Consider the following 18374-nt stretch of genomic DNA (forward strand, 5'->3'; position numbering starts at 1 on the left):
CTTCTCCTCCCATTGTCGGGACGCGGTGGCGGCAGTGTTTCAACTTCAACCCCGTCACGGTATGTGACACTGGAAATTCCTCATGTCTGAACTCACCATGGAAAGCTTTGCCCAGCTCTTCGAAGAGAGCCTTGCCCGCCAGGAAATGCGTCAGGGCGAGGTCATCACCGCCGAAGTGGTGCGCGTCGACCAGAACTTCGTGGTCGTTAACGCCGGACTGAAGTCCGAAAGCTACGTTCCTGTCGTCGAATTCCTCAACGACCAGGGCGAACTGGAAGTCGCCCCTGGCGATTTCGTGCAGGTGGCCATCGAGCAGCTCGAAGACGGCTTCGGTGAAACCCGCCTGTCCCGCGATCGCGCCAAGCGCATCGCTGCCTGGAACAAGCTCGACGCCGCCCTCGCCGACGGCACCCTGGTGGCCGGTACCATCACCGGCAAGGTCAAGGGCGGTCTGACCGTCATGGTCAACGGCGTGCGCGCCTTCCTGCCGGGCTCCCTGGTGGACATGCGTCCGGTCAAGGACACCACCCCGTACGAAGGCAAGACCCTGGACTTCAAGGTCATCAAGCTGGACCGCAAGCGCAACAACGTGGTGCTGTCCCGCCGTGCCGTGCTCGAAGAGACCATGGGCGAAGAGCGCCAGAAGCTGCTCGAAACCCTCAAGGAAGGTACTGTCGTCAAGGGTATCGTCAAGAACATCACCGACTACGGTGCGTTCGTGGACCTGGGCGGCATCGACGGCCTGCTGCACATCACCGACCTGGCCTGGCGCCGCGTCCGTCACCCCTCCGAAGTGCTCACCGTGGGTGACGAAGTCACCGCCAAGGTGCTCAAGTTCGACCAGGAGAAGAACCGCGTCTCCCTGGGCCTGAAGCAGCTGGGCGAAGATCCGTGGGTCGGCATCTCCCGTCGTTACCCCTCCGGTACCCGCCTGTTCGGCAAGGTCACCAACATCACCGACTACGGCGCGTTCGTGGAAATCGAATCCGGTATCGAGGGTCTGGTGCACGTTTCCGAAATGGACTGGACCAACAAGAACATCCACCCGACCAAGGTCGTCCAGCTGGGCGACGAGGTCGAAGTGATGATCCTCGAAATCGACGAAGACCGCCGCCGCATCTCCCTGGGCATGAAGCAGTGCATGGCCAACCCCTGGGACGAGTTCGCCGCCAACTTCAAGAAGGGCGACAAGGTCAAGGGCGCCATCAAGTCCATCACCGACTTCGGCGTGTTCATCGGCCTGCCCGGTGGCATCGACGGCCTGGTGCACCTCTCCGACCTGTCCTGGACCACCACCGGCGAAGACGCCATCCGTTCCTTCAAGAAGGGCGACGAGGTGGAGGCCATGGTGCTGGCCATCGACGTAGAGAAGGAGCGCATCTCCCTGGGCGTCAAGCAGCTGGAAGGCGACCCGTTCACCTCCTTCATCGCCACCCACGAGAAGAACTCCGTGGTCAAGGGCACCGTGAAGAGCGTGGACGCCAAGGGTGCCGTGGTTGCCCTGTCCGAAGAGGTGGAAGGCTACCTGCGCGTTTCCGAATTCTCCCGCGACCGTATCGAGGACCTGTCCTCCGTGCTGAAGGTGGGCGAAGAGTTGGAAGCCATGATCGTGAACGTGGATCGCAAGTCCCGTCAGATCAACCTTTCCATCAAGGCCAAGGATAGCGCCGAGCAACACGAAGCCCTGCAGAAGATTGCTTCCGAAGGCTCCGGCGCCGCGGGCACCACCAACCTGGGTGCCCTGCTCAAGGCCAAGCTGAACCAGCAAGGCTGATCCCGGTTGATCCGGCAGCGCTCGCAAGGCGCTGCCGGGTCGGCATGGCTATACCATGTTGCTTCATGACTCCGCCATGACCAAATCCGAGCTCATCGCCCGGCTTGCGGCGCGTTTTCCGCAGCTGGTGGCGAAGGATGCCGATTTCGCGGTCAAAATGATCCTTGATGCCATGGCCGGGGCCCTGTCCCGGGGCGATCGCATCGAAATCCGTGGCTTCGGCAGTTTTTCGCTGAATTACCGGCCCCCCCGGGTCGGACGCAATCCCAAATCCGGGGACAAGGTGAGCGTGCCCGAAAAGTGGGTGCCTCATTTCAAGGCCGGCAAGGAATTGCGGGAACGGGTCGATCTCGACGGCTGATTCCTGCGTCCTGTGGTAAATTCCGGGCGGCGAGCTTTCGCCGCCCGTTTCTTTTCGGCCTGGCGCCCTGGGGATTTCCCCGTGCCGGGGCTTGTCGTTGTCCTGCCTCCGTGGCTATCCTGATCACCCCTACCCGCGCGGCCTGATCCATGCGTATCGCCCTCTGGTTGTTCCGCTTCGCCGTCTTCATCCTGCTCCTCGGCTTTGCCATCAAGAATACCGAGCCGGCGCAGCTGAAATTCTTCTTCGGTACCGCCTGGAACGCCCCGCTGATCATGCTCCTGCTGGCATTCTTCGTGGCCGGCGTGGTCATTGGCATGGTGGCCCTGGTGGGCGTGCTGTTCGGCCTGAAGCGCGAGAACGGCCAGTTGCGCCGCCAGATCGCCCGCTCCACCGGCCCGGCCGCCGATGCCGCCGCTCCCGTGATGCCTCCCCGGGAGCTGTAACCTCCCATGCCCGAATTCCAAACCTGGCAGCTGCTGCTCTTTCCCCTCTTTTTCGGGCTGGGCTGGTTGGCTGCCCGGGTCGACATCAAGCAGGTGGTACGGGAATCCCGCTCCCTGCCCGCTTCCTATTTCAAGGGCCTCAACTTCCTGCTCAACGAGGAGCCGGACAAGGCCATCGATGCCTTCAACGAGGTGGTGCGGGTCGCCCCCGAGACCATCGAGTTGCACTTTGCCCTGGGCAGCCTGTTCCGCCGTCGTGGCGAGTTGGAGCGCGCCATCCGCCTGCACCAGGGGCTGGCGGACAGGGAGGGGCTGCCCGCCGAGGTGCAGCTTCAGGCGCTCTCGGAACTGGGTCAGGACTACATGAAGGCCGGCCTGCTCGACCGGGCCGAAGAAGTCTTCACCCGCTTGCGCGGTACGGCCCGGGACGACGAGGCACGCCGCGCCCTGCTGGAAATCTTCCAACTGGAAAAGGATTGGGAGCGGGCCATCCAGATCGCTGCCGACATGCCCGGCCTGGCGTCGCCGAAGGAAGTGGCCCACTACCACTGCGAACTGGCCGAGCGGGAAATGGCTAATTCCCGCTGGGATTCCGCCCGGGAGCACCTGGAAACCGCCCTTTCCCTTGACCGCGCGTGTGTGCGTGCCACCCTGGCGGTGGGCGAACTGCGCGCTCGGGACAGCGACGATGGTGCGGCCATCGCGCTGTGGCAGCGCATTGAGAATCAGAACCCGGTCTACCTGGCCCTGGCAGCGCCCCGCCTGATGGCGGCCTACCGGCGCCAGGGCCGGGTCGAGGAAGGGCTGCGCCTGCTGCGCGGTTATCTGGAGCGCTACCCCAGCCTCGACTTGCTTGATTACGTCTTTCGCTTCGTCTTCGAGCATGAAGGGGCGGCTGCGGCCCGCCTGTTGGCCCGGGACGAACTGCAGCGCAACCCGACCCTGCTTGGCCTGGACCGCTTCCTCGAGGCCCGCCTGCAGGAGTTGGACGGGCAAGAGCGGGCCGATGCCGAACTGATGAAGTCGGCGGTGTCTGCCCATACCCGGCGCCACGCGCGCAACCGCTGCACCGCCTGCGGCTTTAAGGCGCGCCAGCATTACTGGCGCTGCCCCGCCTGCGGCGGCTGGGAAACCTACCCGCCGCGCCGGGTCGAGGACATGGACTTCACGGCCTGAGCATACGGCCGGGGCGATTTTGTGGCCGAGGGCGCGATGTCTCGGCGAAGAATTTTCAAAAGATAAGGTGAATGCGATGAAAGTGACTGTTGTCGGTACCGGCTATGTGGGCCTGGTGACCGGGACCTGCCTGGCCGAAGTGGGTAACGACGTGCTCTGCCTGGATGTGGATCCGGAGAAGATCCGCATCCTCAACGAAGGCGGCATCCCCATCTACGAGCCGGGCCTGCTCGACATGGTCAAGCGCAACGTGGCCGCCGGCCGCCTGCACTTCACCACCGACGTGGACAAGGCGGTGCAGTTCGGCACCGTCCAGTTCATCGCCGTGGGCACCCCTCCGGACGAAGACGGCTCCGCCGATCTCCAGTACGTCACCGCCGCCGCTCGCAGCATCGGTCAGCGCATGACCGACTACAAGGTCATCGTCGACAAGTCCACCGTGCCCGTGGGCACCGCCGACAAGGTGCGCGCCGCCGTGGCCGGCGAGCTGGAGAAGCGTGGCGTCGAAGTGCCCTACAGCGTGGTCTCCAACCCCGAGTTCCTCAAGGAAGGGGCGGCGGTGGAGGACTTCATGCGTCCGGACCGCATCGTCGTCGGTGCCGACGACGAGCGCGCCATCAACCTGATGCGCGCCCTCTACGCGCCCTTCCAGCGCAACCGGGAGCGTCTCCTGGTGATGGACGTGAAGAGCGCCGAACTGACCAAGTACGCCGCCAACGCCATGCTGGCCACCCGCATCAGCTTCATGAACGAACTGGCCAATCTGGCCGAGAAGCTGGGCGCCGACATCGAGATGGTGCGCCAGGGCATCGGTTCCGATCCGCGCATCGGGTACCACTTCCTCTACCCGGGCTGCGGCTACGGCGGCTCCTGCTTCCCCAAGGACGTGAAGGCGTTGCTCAAGACCGCCAAGGATGCGGCCGGCATCGACCTGAAGGTGCTGAACGCGGTCGAGGAGGCCAATGAAGCCCAGAAGCACGTGCTCACCCGCAAGATCAAGGCGCGTTTCGGCGACGACCTGCGCGGCAAGCATTTCGCCCTGTGGGGGCTGGCCTTCAAACCCAACACCGACGACATGCGCGAAGCGCCGTCCCGGGAGCTGATCGCTGATCTGCTGGCGGCTGGCGCCACCGTGAGCGCCTACGACCCGGTGGCGACCCACGAGGCCAAGCGCATTTTCGGCGACGATGCACGCGTTGCCCTGGTCGACAGCGCCAATGCGGCTCTCGAAGGCGCCGACGCCCTGGCCATCGTCACCGAGTGGAAGGAATTCCGCAGCCCCGATTTCGACACCCTGAAGGCCCGTCTCAAGGCGCCGGTGGTGTTCGACGGCCGCAACCTCTACGACCCGGCCTTCCCGCGCAGCTGCGGCATCGAATACTTTCCCATCGGCCGCCTCTGAGCGGGACGCTAACTTTTAGCGAGTCGTTTGATGCAAGGACTTCCTGATTTCTCCGCCACCCGCCTGCTGGTGGTGGGTGACGTGATGCTGGATCGCTACTGGTTCGGCGATGTGTCGCGCATTTCTCCCGAGGCGCCGGTGCCGGTGGTCAAGGTGGAGCGCAGCGAAGAACGCCCGGGCGGGGCGGCCAACGTGGCGCGCAACGCCGCCGCCCTGGGCGCCCAGGTCAGCCTGTTGTCGGTGGTGGGTGACGATGAGGCGGGGCGCCGCCTCGGCGCCCTGATGGCCGAAGAGAGCGTGGCTGCTAGCCTACACGCCGATCCGGCCATCGACACCACGGTCAAGCTGAGGGTCATCGGCCGGCAGCAGCAACTGCTGCGCATCGACTTCGAAACCACGCCGTCCCACGAAGTGCTGCGCGCCAAGTTGGCGGATTTCGCCCAGCGCCTGTCCGGTGTGGACGCGGTGATCCTGTCCGACTACGGCAAGGGCGGCCTGACCCACATCGCCGAGATGATCCAACTAGCCCGCCAGGCCGGCAAGAAGGTGCTGGTGGATCCGAAGGGCGACGATTATTCCAAGTACGCCGGGGCCACCGTGCTGACCCCCAACCGGGCCGAGTTTCGCCAGGTGACCGGCAGCTGGAAGGACGAAACCCAGTTGGTCGAAAAGGCCCAGGCCCTGCGCCAGGAGTTGAATCTGGAGGCCCTGCTGGTGACCCGTAGCGAGGAAGGCATGTCCCTGTTCGGTGCCGACGGTGTGGTGCGCCAGCCGGCGGTGGCCCGGGAAGTCTTCGATGTTTCCGGTGCCGGTGACACGGTGATCGCCACCCTGGCCGCCATGCTGGCCAGCGGCGCCGGCTGGGCGGAGGCGGTGCGCGCCGCCAACCTGGCCGGCGGCATCGTCGTCGGCAAGCTGGGTACGGCCACCGTCACCCGCGAAGAATTGGATGCCGCCCTGCGCGGGGCGGCGTAAGGAGCGTTCATGTACACCATCGTCACCGGTGCCGCTGGTTTTGTCGGCGCCAACATCGTCAAGGCGCTCAACGAGCGGGGCGTCACCAACATCCTGGCCGTGGACAACCTGACCAAGGCCGACAAGTTCAAGAATCTGGTGGATTGCGAGATCGCCGATTACCTGGACAAGCACGAGTTCATCGAACGCCTCCAGGCCGGCGACTTCGACGGCGACGTGGAGGCCGTCTTCCACGAGGGGGCCTGCTCCGACACCATGGAGACCGACGGGCGCTACATGATGGAGAACAACTACCGTTACTCCACCATCCTGCTCGACTGGTGCCAGGATCAGGACGTCCAGTTCCTCTACGCTTCCAGCGCCGCCACCTATGGCGGCAGCAGCGTGTTCCGCGAGGAGCGCCAGTACGAGGCGCCGCTCAACGTCTACGGCTACTCCAAGTTCCTGTTCGACCAGGTGGTGCGCCGCCGCCTGCCCGATGCCGGCGCCCAGATCGTCGGCTTCCGCTACTTCAACGTTTACGGTCCCCGGGAGGACCACAAGGGGCGCATGGCCTCGGTGGCCTTCCATCACTTCCACCAGTACCGAGCCGATCAGAAGGTCAAGCTGTTCGAGGGCTCCCACGGCTATGGTCCGGGCGAGCAGCAGCGCGACTTCGTCTACGTCGGCGACGTGGCCAAGGTGAACCTGTGGTTCCTCGACCATCCGAACGTGTCCGGTATCTTCAACCTCGGCTCCGGCCGCGCCCAGTCGTTCAACGATGTGGCGGTGGCCTCGATCAACGGCGCTCGGGCTCAGGAGAGCCAGCCGGCCATGGCCCTGGACGAACTCCGCGCCGCCGGCAAGATCGAATACGTACCCTTCCCGGAGCAACTGAAGGGCAAATACCAGGCCTTTACCCAGGCCGATCTGACCCGCCTGCGCGAGGCGGGGTACGATGCTCCCTTCGCCACCGTCGAGGAAGGCGTGGCCAACTACGTGAAATGGTTGAGCAGTCGTGTATAAGACCCTAGAGGATTTTGTCGGCAACACCCCCCTGGTGCGCCTGCAGCGCCTGCCGGGCGCCGAGATCGAGGCCCGCGGCAACGTCATCCTGGCCAAACTGGAAGGCAACAATCCAGCCGGCTCGGTGAAGGACCGGCCGGCCCTGTCGATGATTGCCCGGGCTGAGACCCGGGGCGCCATCAAGCCGGGCGACACCCTGATCGAGGCCACCTCCGGCAACACCGGCATCGCCCTGGCCATGGCCGCCGCCATCCGCGGTTATCGCATGATCCTGATCATGCCGGAGAACCAGAGCCTGGAGCGGCGCCAGACCATGCGCGCCTACGGGGCCGAGTTGGTGCTCACCCCCAAGGATGGCGGCATGGAGTTGGCCCGGGACGTGGCCGAGAAGATGGTGGCCGAAGGCAAGGGCGTGATGCTCGACCAGTTCAGCAACCCGGACAATCCAGAGGCCCACTTCCAGGGGACTGGCCCTGAAATCTGGCGCGACACCAACGGTCAGGTGACCCACTTCGTATCCAGCATGGGCACCACCGGCACGATCATGGGTACTTCGCGCTTCCTCAAGGCCCAGAACCCGACGATCCAGATCGTTGGCTGCGAGCCGTCCGAGGGTTCCCAGATCCCCGGCATCCGCAAGTGGCCGGAAGCTTACCTGCCCAGCATCTACGACCGGGCCCGGGTGGACCGGGTCGAGCCCGTCTCCCAGGCCGAGGCCGAGGACATGACCCGGCGCCTGGCGCGGGAAGAGGGCATCTTCGCCGGCATCTCCTCCGGCGGCGCCATGGCCGTGGCCCTGCGCATCGCCAGGGAGGTGGACAACGCCACCATCGTTACCGTCGTCTGCGACCGGGGCGACCGCTACCTGTCCACCGGCGTTTTTCCGGCCTGAGGTAAGGGTTCGTGAAGTCTTCCGTTCCGCCGGTGCTGGTTTTCGACATCGAGACCATTCCCGACGTGGCCGGCTACCGCCGGCTCCACGACCTGTCGAACGACCTGTCCGACGACGAGGTGGCCGAGCTTGCCTTCGCCAAGCGGCGGGCCAGCCACGGCAACGATTTCCTGCCCCTGCACCTGCAGCGGGTGGCGACGATCTCCTGCGTGCTGCGCCTGGGTAACGAGTTCCGCGTGTGGTCCCTGTCCGAGCCGGAGCAGGGCGAGGGCGAGATCATTCAGCGCTTCTACGACGGCATCGAGAAGTTCACACCCCAGATCGTTTCCTGGAACGGCGGCGGCTTCGATCTGCCGGTGCTGCACTACCGAGGCATGGTGCATGGCGTGTCGGCGCCGCGCTACTGGGACCTGGGCGACGGCGACTACGCCGATTCCCGGGACTTCAAGTGGAACAACTACATCAGCCGCTACCACACCCGGCATCTGGACCTGATGGACCTGCTGGCCCTCTACCAGCCCCGGGCCAACGCGCCACTGGACGAATTGGCCAAACTGATGGGCTTTCCCGGCAAGCTGGGCATGGACGGCGGCAAGGTGTGGGATGCCTGGAAGGACGGCAAGATTGGCGAAATCCGCGACTACTGCGAAACCGACGTGGTGAACACCTACCTGGTGTTCACCCAGTTCCGCCTGCTGCGCGGCGAGATTTCGCGCCAGACCAGGGACGAGGAGGTGGCTTTCGTGCGTACCCAGCTGGAGGCTCTGAACAAGCCCCACTGGCGTGAATTCCTCGCGGCCTGGCCGGCGGAAAAGTGAAAAAAACGAGAAAAATCGAAATCCGGCTTGCGCAAGCCTAAAAGTTAGATATAATGCGCACCTCTTTAGGCGCGTAGCTCAGTTGGTTAGAGCACCACCTTGACATGGTGGGGGTCGTTGGTTCGAATCCAATCGCGCCTACCAGAATTCTTCAGGCGAAAGAAAATGTTCTTCCGAACTACCCAGGCCAAAACGTTTCGTTAATGGTCGAGTTCGCCTGAAACCTGGTAGCAGGTTTGTGAAAATAAAAAAGTGCGGCTTAGACCGCACTTTTTTTTTGCCGATTTTTTGAGTGAGGTCGGAAAAGATGTCCAGCGCCGTGGTGAACGTGCAGTTGCCCGACGGCTCCGTGCGGAGCTTCGATAAACCCGTGAGCGTGGCCGAGGTGGCCGCCTCCATTGGTGCCGGGCTGGCCCGTGCGGCACTGGCCGGCAAGGTCGACGGCAAGCTGGTGGATACCTCCTTCGTCATCGACCGCGATGCCAGCCTGGCCATCGTCACCGACAAGGATGCGGACGGCCTGGAGGTCATCCGCCACTCCACCGCCCACCTGCTCGCCTACGCGGTCAAGGAGCTGTTCCCCGAGGCCCAGGTGACCATCGGTCCGGTCATCGACAACGGCTTTTACTACGACTTCGCCTATACCCGTCCCTTTACCCCGGAAGATCTGGAAGCCATCGAGAAGAAGATGGCCGAACTGGCCAAGCGCGACATTCCCGTGTCCCGCGAAGTCTGGTCCCGGGACGAGGCGGTCAAGTTCTTCCTCGGCCAGGGCGAAAAGTACAAGGCCGAACTGATCGAGGCCATCCCTGCTGACCAGGAAGTGTCCCTGTACCGGGAAGGCGATTTCGTCGACCTGTGCCGCGGCCCCCACGTGCCCTCCACCGGCAAGCTCAAAGTCTTCAAGCTGATGAAGGTGGCCGGCGCCTACTGGCGCGGCGATGCCAAGAACGAGATGCTGCAGCGCATCTACGGCACCGCCTGGGCCAAGAAGGATGAGCAGGACGCCTACCTGCACATGCTCGAAGAGGCGGAAAAGCGCGACCACCGCCGCCTGGGCAAACAGCTCGACCTGTTCCACATGCAGGAAGAGGCGCCGGGCATGGTGTTCTGGCACCCCAAGGGCTGGGCCATCTGGCAGGAAATCGAGCAGTACATGCGCAACGTGTACCGGGACAACGGCTACCAGGAAATCCGCTGCCCGCAAATTCTCGACCGCACCCTGTGGGAAAAGTCCGGTCACTGGGAGCACTACAAGAACAACATGTTCACCACCGAGTCGGAGAAGCGCGACTACGCCATCAAGCCGATGAACTGCCCGGGGCACATCCAGGTGTTCAACTCCGACCTGCGCTCCTACCGGGATCTGCCCCTACGTTACGGCGAGTTTGGCTCCTGCCACCGCAACGAGGCTTCTGGCGCCCTGCATGGCCTGATGCGGGTGCGCGGCTTCGTCCAGGACGATGGCCACATCTTCTGCACCGAGGACCAGATCGAGTCTGAGGTGACCGCCTTCAACGCTCTGGTGAAGAAGGTGTACGCCGACTTCGGCTTCCATCACGTGGCGGTCAAGCTGGCCCTGCGCCCGGACGGCCGGGTGGGTTCCGACGAAATCTGGGACAAGGCCGAAGAGGCCCTGCGCGCCGGCCTGAAGGTCTCCGGGCTGGAGTGGGAAGAGCTGCCTGGCGAGGGCGCCTTCTACGGCCCCAAGATCGAGTTCCACATCAAGGACGCCATCGGCCGTTCCTGGCAGTGCGGCACTATGCAGGTGGATTTCTCCATGCCGGGCCGCCTGGGTGCGGAATACGTGGCGGCGGACAATACCCGCAAAGTGCCCGTCATGCTGCACCGCGCCATCCTGGGGTCCCTGGAGCGCTTCATCGGCATCCTGGTGGAAAACTACTCAGGTGCGCTGCCCCTGTGGTTGGCGCCGATCCAGTCGGTGGTGTTGAACATTTCCGAAAAACAGGCCGATTACGCCGAGGAAGTGGTCAAAACCCTGCGCCAGGCGGGCGTCCGGGCAGAGGCGGATTTGCGGAATGAGAAAATTACCTATAAAATTCGCGAGCATAGCGTGAATCACCGCCAACCCTATCAGCTCATCGTGGGCGACAAGGAAAAGGCGGAACGCATGGTGGCCGTGCGAATTCGCGGCGGCCAGGACCTCGGGCAGTTGCCCTTGAACGTTCTGGTGGAGCGACTCCGGGAGGAGATCGCGTCGCGAAAGGGCACGGCTTAGTTTTTGCCCCCGCAGAAAGCGGGGGAAGACTTTCGGAGCGAGAGCCATAGCACTCAACAAGAGTCACCGCATCGGCCATGAGATCAATGTCCCGGAAATCCGGTTGATCGGCGAAGATGGGGAGCAACTGGGGGTTGTCACTACCCGCAACGCAATGCAGATGGCCGATGAGGCTGGTCTTGAACTGGTGGAAATCGCCCCCCTGGCGAAGCCACCCGTGTGCCGGATCATGGATTACGGCAAGTTCAAGTACCAGGAGGCGAAGAAGGCGCACGAGGCCAAGCTGAAGCAGAAGCAGGTGCAGGTGAAGGAAATCAAGATCCGTCCCGGCACCGACGAGAACGACTACCAGATCAAGCTGCGCAACATGGTCCGGTTCCTGCAGGAAGGGGACAAGGTCAAAGTGACGCTGCGTTTCCGGGGGCGCGAAATGGCCCACCAGGAAATCGGTATGCGCCAGCTGGAGCGGTTCAAGGCCGACGTGGACGAGTATGCCCAGGTCGAGCAGATGCCCAAGATGGAAGGGCGCCAGATGGTGATGATGCTGGCGCCGGTCAAGAAGAAATAAGCCCTTCTCGACCATGCAGGATCGGCCCCGGAGCATTGGGGCCTACAAGTGCCTGATAGGCTAGAAAGCGCTCCCGTCGGGGGCCGCCTGGCAGGCATCAAATAATGGAGCATTAACATGCCCAAGATGAAGACGAAGAGCGGCGCCAAGAAGCGCTTCAAGGTCCGCTCGAGCGGGAGTATCAAGCGTTCCCAGGCGTTCAAGCGCCACATCCTGACCAAGAAGACCACCAAGTCCAAGCGCCAGCTGCGCGGGATGTGCCAGGTGCACGATTCCGATACGGCCCAGGTGCGGTCGATGATGCCCTACGCCTAAGCTAAGGAGAACGAAAGATGCCCCGAGTCAAACGTGGTGTGACGGCCCGCGCCCGTCACAAGAAGGTCCTGGCCCAAGCCAAGGGTTATCGCGGTCGCCGCAAGAACGTATACCGCGTTGCCAAGCAAGCGGTGATGAAGGCCGGTCAGTACGCCTACCGCGACCGTCGTCAGCGCAAGCGTCAGTTCCGTGCTCTGTGGATCGCCCGTATCAACGCGGCTGCCCGTGAAGTCGGCCTGAAGTACAGCACCTTCATGAACGGCCTGAAGAAGGCGCAGATCGAAGTGGACCGCAAGGTTCTCGCTGATCTGGCAGTCTTCGACAAGGCGGCGTTTGCCCAACTGGCCAACCAGGCCAAGGCGAGCCTCGCTGCCTGACCCGCAAGGGAACCCGAAAAGGAGGCGTAAGCCTCCTTTTTTTTCTGCTGTCGTCCGTCCTGCCGCCCCGCCGGCCCTGAGCCCCGACAAGTCTCAACAGCCTCACCGTTCTGTCTAGCTGGAACCCGCCATGGAACTCGAAAGAATCATTGAAGAAGCGCGCCTCGCCTTCGCCGGCGCCGAAACCGGGGATGCCCTGGAACAGGCCAAGGCCCGCTTCCTGGGTAAGAGCGGCCAGATCACCGAACTGATGAAGGGCCTGGGCAAGCTCGATCCCGACGCCCGCAAGGAAGCCGGCGCCGCCATCAACCGCGCCAAGACCGCCGTGGAAGAGGCCCTGACCGCCCGCCGCGACGCCCTCAAGCGCGCCGTTCTGGAAGCCCGCCTGGCCGAAGAGGCCCTGGATGTGACCCTGCCCGGCCGGGGCGAGACCCGAGGTGGCCTGCATCCGGTCTCCCGCACCCTGGACCGCATCGAGGCCCTGTTCCGCTCGATCGGTTTCGCCGTGGCCGACGGCCCGGAAATTGAGACCGATTTCTTCAACTTCACCGCGCTCAACACGCCGGAAGACCACCCGGCCCGGTCGATGCACGACACCTTCTACCTGCTCGACGACGCCGGCAAGGTGGAAGAAAACGTGCTGCTGCGCACCCACACCAGCCCGATCCAGGCTCGCTACATGCAGGCCCACGTGGCCAAGTACGCCCACCTGCCGGTGATGCCCGAGATTCGCATCATTGCCCCGGGCCGGGTCTACCGGGTCGATTCCGACGCCACCCACTCTCCCATGTTCCACCAGGTCGAAGGCCTGTGGGTGGGGCAGAACGTTTCCTTCGCCGACCTGAAGGGCGTGATCGCCGACTTCCTGCGCCGCTTCTTCGAGAGCGACGACCTGCAGGTGCGCTTCCGTCCCTCCTTCTTCCCGTTCACCGAGCCTTCCGCCGAGATCGACGTGGCCTTCATGAGCGGTGCCCTGAAGGGCCGTTGGTTGGAGATCGCCGGCTGCGGCATGGTCCACCCCAACGTGCTGCGCCACGCCGGTATCGACCCCGAGGCCTATACCGGCTTCGCCTTCGGCATGGGCCCGGACCGCCTGACCATGCTGCGTTACGGCGTCAACGACCTGCGCCTGTTCTTCGACGGCGACCTGCGCTTCCTCAAGCAGTTCGTCTGATTCCGGTTTTGACCCCGACTCGCTGACCGTTTCACGCTCGATCGCCCATCGCGCCACTCCCGAATATCCCGAGGTCGTATGAAATTCTCCGAATCCTGGCTGCGCAGCCTCGTCAACCCGGCGCTCGACACCGCCGCCCTGTCCCATCTGCTGACCATGGCCGGTCTCGAGGTCGAAGAACTCGATCCGGTGGCGCCGCCGTTCACCCAGGTGGTGGTGGCCCAGGTCAAGGAAGTGGTCAAGCACCCAGATGCCGACCGTCTCAACGTCTGCCAGGTGGACATCGGCGGCACCGTCCAGCAGATCGTCTGCGGCGCGCCCAACGTGGCCGTTGGCCTCAAGGTGCCCTGCGCCCTGCCCGGCGCCGTGCTGCCCGGCGACTTCACCATCAAGGTAGCCAAGGTGCGCGGCATCGAATCCTCCGGCATGCTCTGTTCGGCCAAGGAACTGGGCATCGCCGAAGAGTCCTCCGGCTTGCTGGTGCTGCCCGACGACGCTCCGGTAGGGACGGCTATCCGCCAGTATCTGGATCTGGACGACCAGTGCTTTACCCTCAAGCTCACCCCCAACCGGGCCGACTGCCTGTCCCTGAGCGGCATCGCCCGGGAAGTGGCGGCCCTGACCACCACTCCGGCGCGCCTGCCGGAAGTGGCTTCGGTGCCGGCGACCATCGTCGACCGTCGTGCGGTAGCGCTGGACGCCCCGTCGGCTTGTCCGCGCTACTGCGGGCGGATCATCCGCGGCGTGAACGCCAAGGCGCCGACGCCGGCCTGGATGGTGCGCCGCCTGGAACGCAGCGGCATCCGCTCCATCTCGGTCCTGGTGGACATCACCAACTACGTCATGCTCGAACTGGGTCAGCCCCTGCATGCTTTCGACGATGCCAAGCTTGCCGGCACGGTCCGTGCACGCATGGCCAAGGCAGGTGAGCAGCTGGAAATCCTCAACGGTCAGACCCTGACCCTGGCCGACGACGTGCTGGTTATCGCCGACGACGCCAAGGCCCTGGCCGTGGCCGGCATCATGGGCGGCGAAGAGTCCGGCATCACCCTGGAAACCACCGACCTGTTCCTGGAATCGGCCTTCTTCGCGCCAGCGGCCATCGCCGGCCGGGCGCGCCGCTACGGCTTCTCGTCGGATGCCTCCCACCGCTTCGAGCGGGGCGTGGATTTCAACTTGGCGCCCCGGGCCATCGAGCGGGCGACCCAACTGGTGCTCGAACTGTGCGGCGGCCAGGCCGGGCCAGTGGAAGAGGCGTGCGCCGAACTGCCCCGGCGCGCCCCGGTGCGCTTGCGCCCGACCCGGGTGGCCAAGGTGCTGGGCATCGATCTGGCCCCGGCGGACGTCGCCCGTCACTTGGCCAATATGGGTCTTGAGGTCCTCGAAGAGGGCGGTGATTTCGTCGTCACGCCCCCGTCCTACCGTTTTGACATCGAGATCGAGGAAGATCTGATCGAGGAAGTGGCGCGCCTGCACGGCTACGACAACATTCCCTCGCCGGCGCCTCAGGGCAGCTTGGCCATGCTTTCCGTCACCGAAGACCGCCGCCCGGTGGCGACGGTCAGGCATCTCCTGGCCAGCCGCGGTTACCAGGAAGTGGTGAACTTCGCCTTCGTCGAAGAAAGTTGGGAGGCTGATTTCGCCGCCAACACCACGCCGATCCGCCTCGCCAACCCCATCGCCAGCCAGCTGGCGGTGATGCGCACCACCCTGATCGCCGGGCTGGTAGAGAATCTCGCCACCAACCTCAAGCGCAAGCAGAGTAGGGTGCGCCTGTTCGAAACCGGCCGCTGCTTCTGGCGCGATGCCGGCGAACCGACCGGCTTCCGCCAGCCCTGGAAGCTGGCCGGTCTGGCCTACGGTGGCGCCTTGGCCGAGCAGTGGGGAGCTCCGGCGCGTCAGGTGGATTTCTACGACGTCAAGGCCGACCTGGAATTCCTGCTCCAGCCGTTGTCCGTCCGTTTCGAAAAGGCCGTCCATCCCGCCCTGCACCCCGGCCGCTCTGCCCGCGTCCTGATCAACGATCGGGAAATCGGCGTTCTGGGCGAACTTCACCCGGAATGGGCGCAAAAGTACGATTTGCCGCTGGCGCCCGTGGTGTTCGAACTGGATCTCGATCCGCTCACCGCAGCCCGTCTGCCCCAGTTCGCCGAGGTTTCCAAGTACCAGGCAGTGGTGCGCGACCTGGCGGTGGTGCTGTCGATCGATACACCATTTGCCCAGGTGATGGCGGCCTTGAACCAGGGCCGTCCGGCCATCGTCCAGGACGTCCAGCTGTTCGACGTGTACACCGGGAAAGGGGTCGGCGAAGGGGAAAAAAGCCTTGCATTCCGTATAGTTATGCAAGATACTCAAAAAACTTTGCAGGATGCGGAGGTGGATGCCGCATTCGCCCAGTTGCTTGCTGCGCTGGAACGCGAGGTCGGGGCAAAACTCCGCGCCTAATCAGGGAAGTTCATGTCGACGCTCACAAAAGCAGAACTCGCCGACCTTCTGTTCGAAAAGGTCGGCCTCAACAAACGCGAAGCCAAGGACATGGTCGAGGCTTTCTTCGAGGAAATCCGCGACGCCCTGGAGCGCGGCGAAGGGGTCAAGTTGTCCGGTTTCGGCAACTTCCAGCTGCGCGACAAACCCCAGCGTCCCGGGCGCAACCCCAAGACCGGCGAAGAAATCCCCATTTCGGCACGGCGCGTGGTGACCTTCCATGCCAGCCAGAAACTGAAGGGCGAAGTGGAGCAGTCCTACGATGGAAACGAATCCTAAGTCCGTGAGCCAGGACGACCTGCCGCCGATCCCGGCCAAGCGCTATTTCACCATCGGCGAAGTCAGCGAGTTGTGTGGGGTGAAGCCTCACGTGCTGCGCTACTGGGAGCAGGAATTCACCCAGCTCAAGCCGGTCAAGCGGCGGGGCAACCGGCGCTACTATCAGCACCACGAAGTACTGCTGGTGCGCCGCATCCGCGAGCTGCTCTACAACCAAGGTTTCACCATCAGCGGTGCACGCCACCGTCTGGAAGAGGGTGACGAGCCCGCGTCCGGCCTGTCTCCGGCCGCCTTGCGGCAGGAGTTGGGCGTGGTTCTCGAACTGCTGCAAGTTTAAGAAATCGGCGATAACGAAGAAAAAGATGCACAACGCCGGATTTTTGATATAATGCGCTCTGTGTCGGGGCGTAGCGCAGCCTGGTAGCGCACTTGCATGGGGTGCAAGGGGTCGCGAGTTCGAATCCCGCCGCCCCGACCAAAGAAAACGGAAAAGCCCGGTGAGCAATCACCGGGCTTTTTTCATTTTTAGTTCCGGCTAACCTGGTGGGTCCGGCAGAAATCAGCCCTTCTTTTTTCTGGCTTTTATCTGGGCGTTGCCGCTCTTTAATCAGGCCGGCGTCAGGGGACTGATTCCGGAGAATCCCCCACGAAATTCACTAATGTTGAATAGCGGCGGTCCAGCGGCCTAGATATGCACCATCTCGATGCAGGATTTATTACTTGCCGTTCATCGGCTACGGGTTATTCACATGCCTGATCCGAAAAATTCCTGCTTATAATTGTTGCAAGCCATTTTCTGGCTCAAGTATTATCGCGGTTGAAACCTTCCACCCAAAATCATAATCAGGAGAAACACATGGATATTTCCACCCTGTCCCTGGCCGAACTCAAGCAACTGCAAAAGCAAATCCCCGCCGAGATCGGTAAGCGCGAAGAGCAGGAAAAGAAGAAAGTGTTGGACGAGGTGAAGGCCCTGGCTGAAGCCCGCGGCTTTTCCATCGATCAGTTGATCGGCGGCGCCAAGGAAGCCAAGGTGCGCGTCAGCAAGCCGGTGGCGATCAAATACCGTCATCCCGAGAACACCGCTCTGACCTGGACCGGCCGTGGCCGTAAGCCCCAGTGGGTCGAAGCCTGGCTGGGCCAAGGGCGCAAGCTCGAAGAACTGGCCGTCTGAGCGGCCAGAACCAGTCTCTCCGAAGGCTGAAAGGGCGGATCTTTGGATCCGCCCTTTTTCTTTGCCGGTCCTGCTGGATTACCCCGTGGTGAAACGGGTTGCACGGGCCGTGCACAGAACAGGGCGCTCAGGCGATAATGCGCGCTTCGCTTCCCTTGGCTTCACGACTTTCATGCGCATTTTGCTGAGTAACGACGACGGTTATTTCGCCCCCGGTATCGAGGCTCTGGCCAAGGCCTTGGCGGATATAGCCGACATTACCGTGGTAGCCCCGGAACGCGATCGCAGCGGGGCGAGCAACTCCCTTACCCTGGATCGTCCCCTATCTTTACGGCGTGCCGCCAACGGGTTTTATTATGTCAATGGCACGCCCACCGATTGCGTTCATCTGGCTGTAACCGGAATGCTCGATGAATTGCCGGACATGATCGTTTCAGGAATTAACCATGGCGCCAATATGGGCGATGACACGGTTTATTCCGGAACCGTGGCCGCGGCAACCGAAGGTTATCTACTAGGGATTCCCGCGATAGCGGTTTCCCTGGTCAGCCGTAGCGACAAGCATTTTGAAACTGCGGCCCAGGTCGCCCGGCGTTTGGTCCGGCAATATGCGGAAAACCCCCTGAAAGAGCCGGTTCTGCTCAATGTCAACGTGCCGGATCTGCCGCCCGACCAGCTCGGCGAGGTGCGCATCACCCGCCTGGGCAAGCGCCACAAGGCGGAACCCGTAGTGCGGGCCAAGACCCCCCGGGGCGAGACCGTCTACTGGGTCGGCGCCGCCGGGTCGGCCCAGGACGCCGGCGAAGGCACCGATTTCCACGCAGTGGCCGCCGGCCATGTTTCCGTGACCCCGTTGCAGCTCGATCTCACCCATACCGGGCAACTTCCCCTGATTCGCGACTGGCTGACATGAAC

The 18374-nt window shown here is 63.4% G+C and carries 19 protein-coding genes and 2 tRNA genes; all 21 read left to right on the top strand.

Annotated elements, in window-relative coordinates:
* Positions 1-97 precede the first annotated feature (97 nt).
* The 21 genes from rpsA to surE all read left to right on the top strand — a co-directional run bounded on the left by rpsA (position 98) and on the right by surE (position 18372).
* On the top strand, positions 98-1774 hold the full coding sequence (gene rpsA, locus LWW89_RS09080; RefSeq protein WP_365781385.1) for a 30S ribosomal protein S1: 1677 nt from the start codon (positions 98-100) through the stop codon (positions 1772-1774).
* A 76-nt stretch (positions 1775-1850) separates the two neighbouring features.
* A complete protein-coding gene (locus LWW89_RS09085; RefSeq protein ID WP_293263668.1) occupies positions 1851-2135 on the top strand; it encodes an integration host factor subunit beta in 285 nt (94 codons plus the stop codon).
* A gap of 149 nt (positions 2136-2284) precedes the next feature.
* Positions 2285-2581, top strand: coding sequence for a LapA family protein (locus tag LWW89_RS09090; RefSeq protein ID WP_293263669.1), 297 nt, complete (start codon positions 2285-2287; stop codon positions 2579-2581).
* A gap of 6 nt (positions 2582-2587) precedes the next feature.
* On the top strand, positions 2588-3757 hold the full coding sequence (lapB, locus tag LWW89_RS09095; RefSeq protein WP_293263670.1) for a lipopolysaccharide assembly protein LapB: 1170 nt from the start codon (positions 2588-2590) through the stop codon (positions 3755-3757).
* A 76-nt stretch (positions 3758-3833) separates the two neighbouring features.
* Positions 3834-5159: a UDP-glucose/GDP-mannose dehydrogenase family protein gene (locus LWW89_RS09100; RefSeq protein ID WP_293263671.1), complete on the top strand. Its 1326-nt coding sequence runs from the start codon at positions 3834-3836 to the stop codon at positions 5157-5159.
* 30 nt (positions 5160-5189) lie between these two features.
* Entirely contained in the window at positions 5190-6134 is a 945-nt protein-coding gene (gene rfaE1 / locus LWW89_RS09105; protein ID WP_293263672.1) for a D-glycero-beta-D-manno-heptose-7-phosphate kinase, read from the top strand.
* Positions 6135-6143: 9 nt separating this feature from the next.
* Positions 6144-7139: an ADP-glyceromanno-heptose 6-epimerase gene (gene rfaD, locus LWW89_RS09110; protein ID WP_293263673.1), complete on the top strand. Its 996-nt coding sequence runs from the start codon at positions 6144-6146 to the stop codon at positions 7137-7139.
* A complete protein-coding gene (gene cysM, locus LWW89_RS09115) occupies positions 7132-8031 on the top strand; it encodes a cysteine synthase CysM (RefSeq protein WP_293263674.1) in 900 nt (299 codons plus the stop codon). The genes rfaD and cysM overlap by 8 nt, the downstream gene beginning before the upstream one ends.
* A gap of 11 nt (positions 8032-8042) precedes the next feature.
* On the top strand, positions 8043-8849 hold the full coding sequence (locus LWW89_RS09120; protein WP_293263675.1) for a 3'-5' exonuclease: 807 nt from the start codon (positions 8043-8045) through the stop codon (positions 8847-8849).
* 67 nt (positions 8850-8916) lie between these two features.
* Positions 8917-8993: transfer RNA gene (locus tag LWW89_RS09125), tRNA-Val, on the top strand.
* Positions 8994-9168: 175 nt separating this feature from the next.
* A complete protein-coding gene (gene thrS / locus LWW89_RS09130; protein ID WP_293263865.1) occupies positions 9169-11088 on the top strand; it encodes a threonine--tRNA ligase in 1920 nt (639 codons plus the stop codon).
* Between the two features lie 46 nt (positions 11089-11134).
* Positions 11135-11656 carry a translation initiation factor IF-3 gene (gene infC, locus LWW89_RS09135; protein WP_293263866.1) on the top strand — a complete coding sequence of 174 codons (522 nt, stop codon included), beginning with the start codon at positions 11135-11137 and terminating at the stop codon, positions 11654-11656.
* A gap of 117 nt (positions 11657-11773) precedes the next feature.
* Positions 11774-11971 carry a 50S ribosomal protein L35 gene (rpmI, locus tag LWW89_RS09140; RefSeq protein WP_054622068.1) on the top strand — a complete coding sequence of 66 codons (198 nt, stop codon included), beginning with the start codon at positions 11774-11776 and terminating at the stop codon, positions 11969-11971.
* A gap of 17 nt (positions 11972-11988) precedes the next feature.
* On the top strand, positions 11989-12348 hold the full coding sequence (rplT, locus tag LWW89_RS09145) for a 50S ribosomal protein L20 (protein WP_293263676.1): 360 nt from the start codon (positions 11989-11991) through the stop codon (positions 12346-12348).
* Between the two features lie 130 nt (positions 12349-12478).
* On the top strand, positions 12479-13522 hold the full coding sequence (gene pheS, locus LWW89_RS09150) for a phenylalanine--tRNA ligase subunit alpha (RefSeq protein ID WP_293263677.1): 1044 nt from the start codon (positions 12479-12481) through the stop codon (positions 13520-13522).
* A gap of 78 nt (positions 13523-13600) precedes the next feature.
* Positions 13601-15967: a phenylalanine--tRNA ligase subunit beta gene (pheT, locus tag LWW89_RS09155; protein ID WP_293263678.1), complete on the top strand. Its 2367-nt coding sequence runs from the start codon at positions 13601-13603 to the stop codon at positions 15965-15967.
* Between the two features lie 12 nt (positions 15968-15979).
* Complete coding sequence (locus LWW89_RS09160) at positions 15980-16285, top strand: integration host factor subunit alpha (RefSeq protein ID WP_054622072.1); 306 nt, start codon at positions 15980-15982, stop codon at positions 16283-16285.
* Positions 16269-16622, top strand: a complete 354-nt coding sequence (locus tag LWW89_RS09165) for a MerR family transcriptional regulator (protein WP_293263679.1) — start codon at positions 16269-16271, stop codon at positions 16620-16622. Before LWW89_RS09160 ends, LWW89_RS09165 begins: the two co-directional genes overlap by 17 nt.
* Before the next feature lie 64 nt (positions 16623-16686).
* Positions 16687-16763, top strand: a tRNA-Pro gene (locus LWW89_RS09170).
* A gap of 378 nt (positions 16764-17141) precedes the next feature.
* Entirely contained in the window at positions 17142-17459 is a 318-nt protein-coding gene (locus tag LWW89_RS09175; protein ID WP_293263680.1) for an H-NS histone family protein, read from the top strand.
* A gap of 172 nt (positions 17460-17631) precedes the next feature.
* Entirely contained in the window at positions 17632-18372 is a 741-nt protein-coding gene (gene surE, locus LWW89_RS09180; RefSeq protein WP_293263681.1) for a 5'/3'-nucleotidase SurE, read from the top strand.
* Positions 18373-18374 lie beyond the last annotated feature (2 nt).

Source organism: Oryzomicrobium sp., assembly GCF_021287045.1.
GTDB lineage: Bacteria > Pseudomonadota > Gammaproteobacteria > Burkholderiales > Rhodocyclaceae > Oryzomicrobium.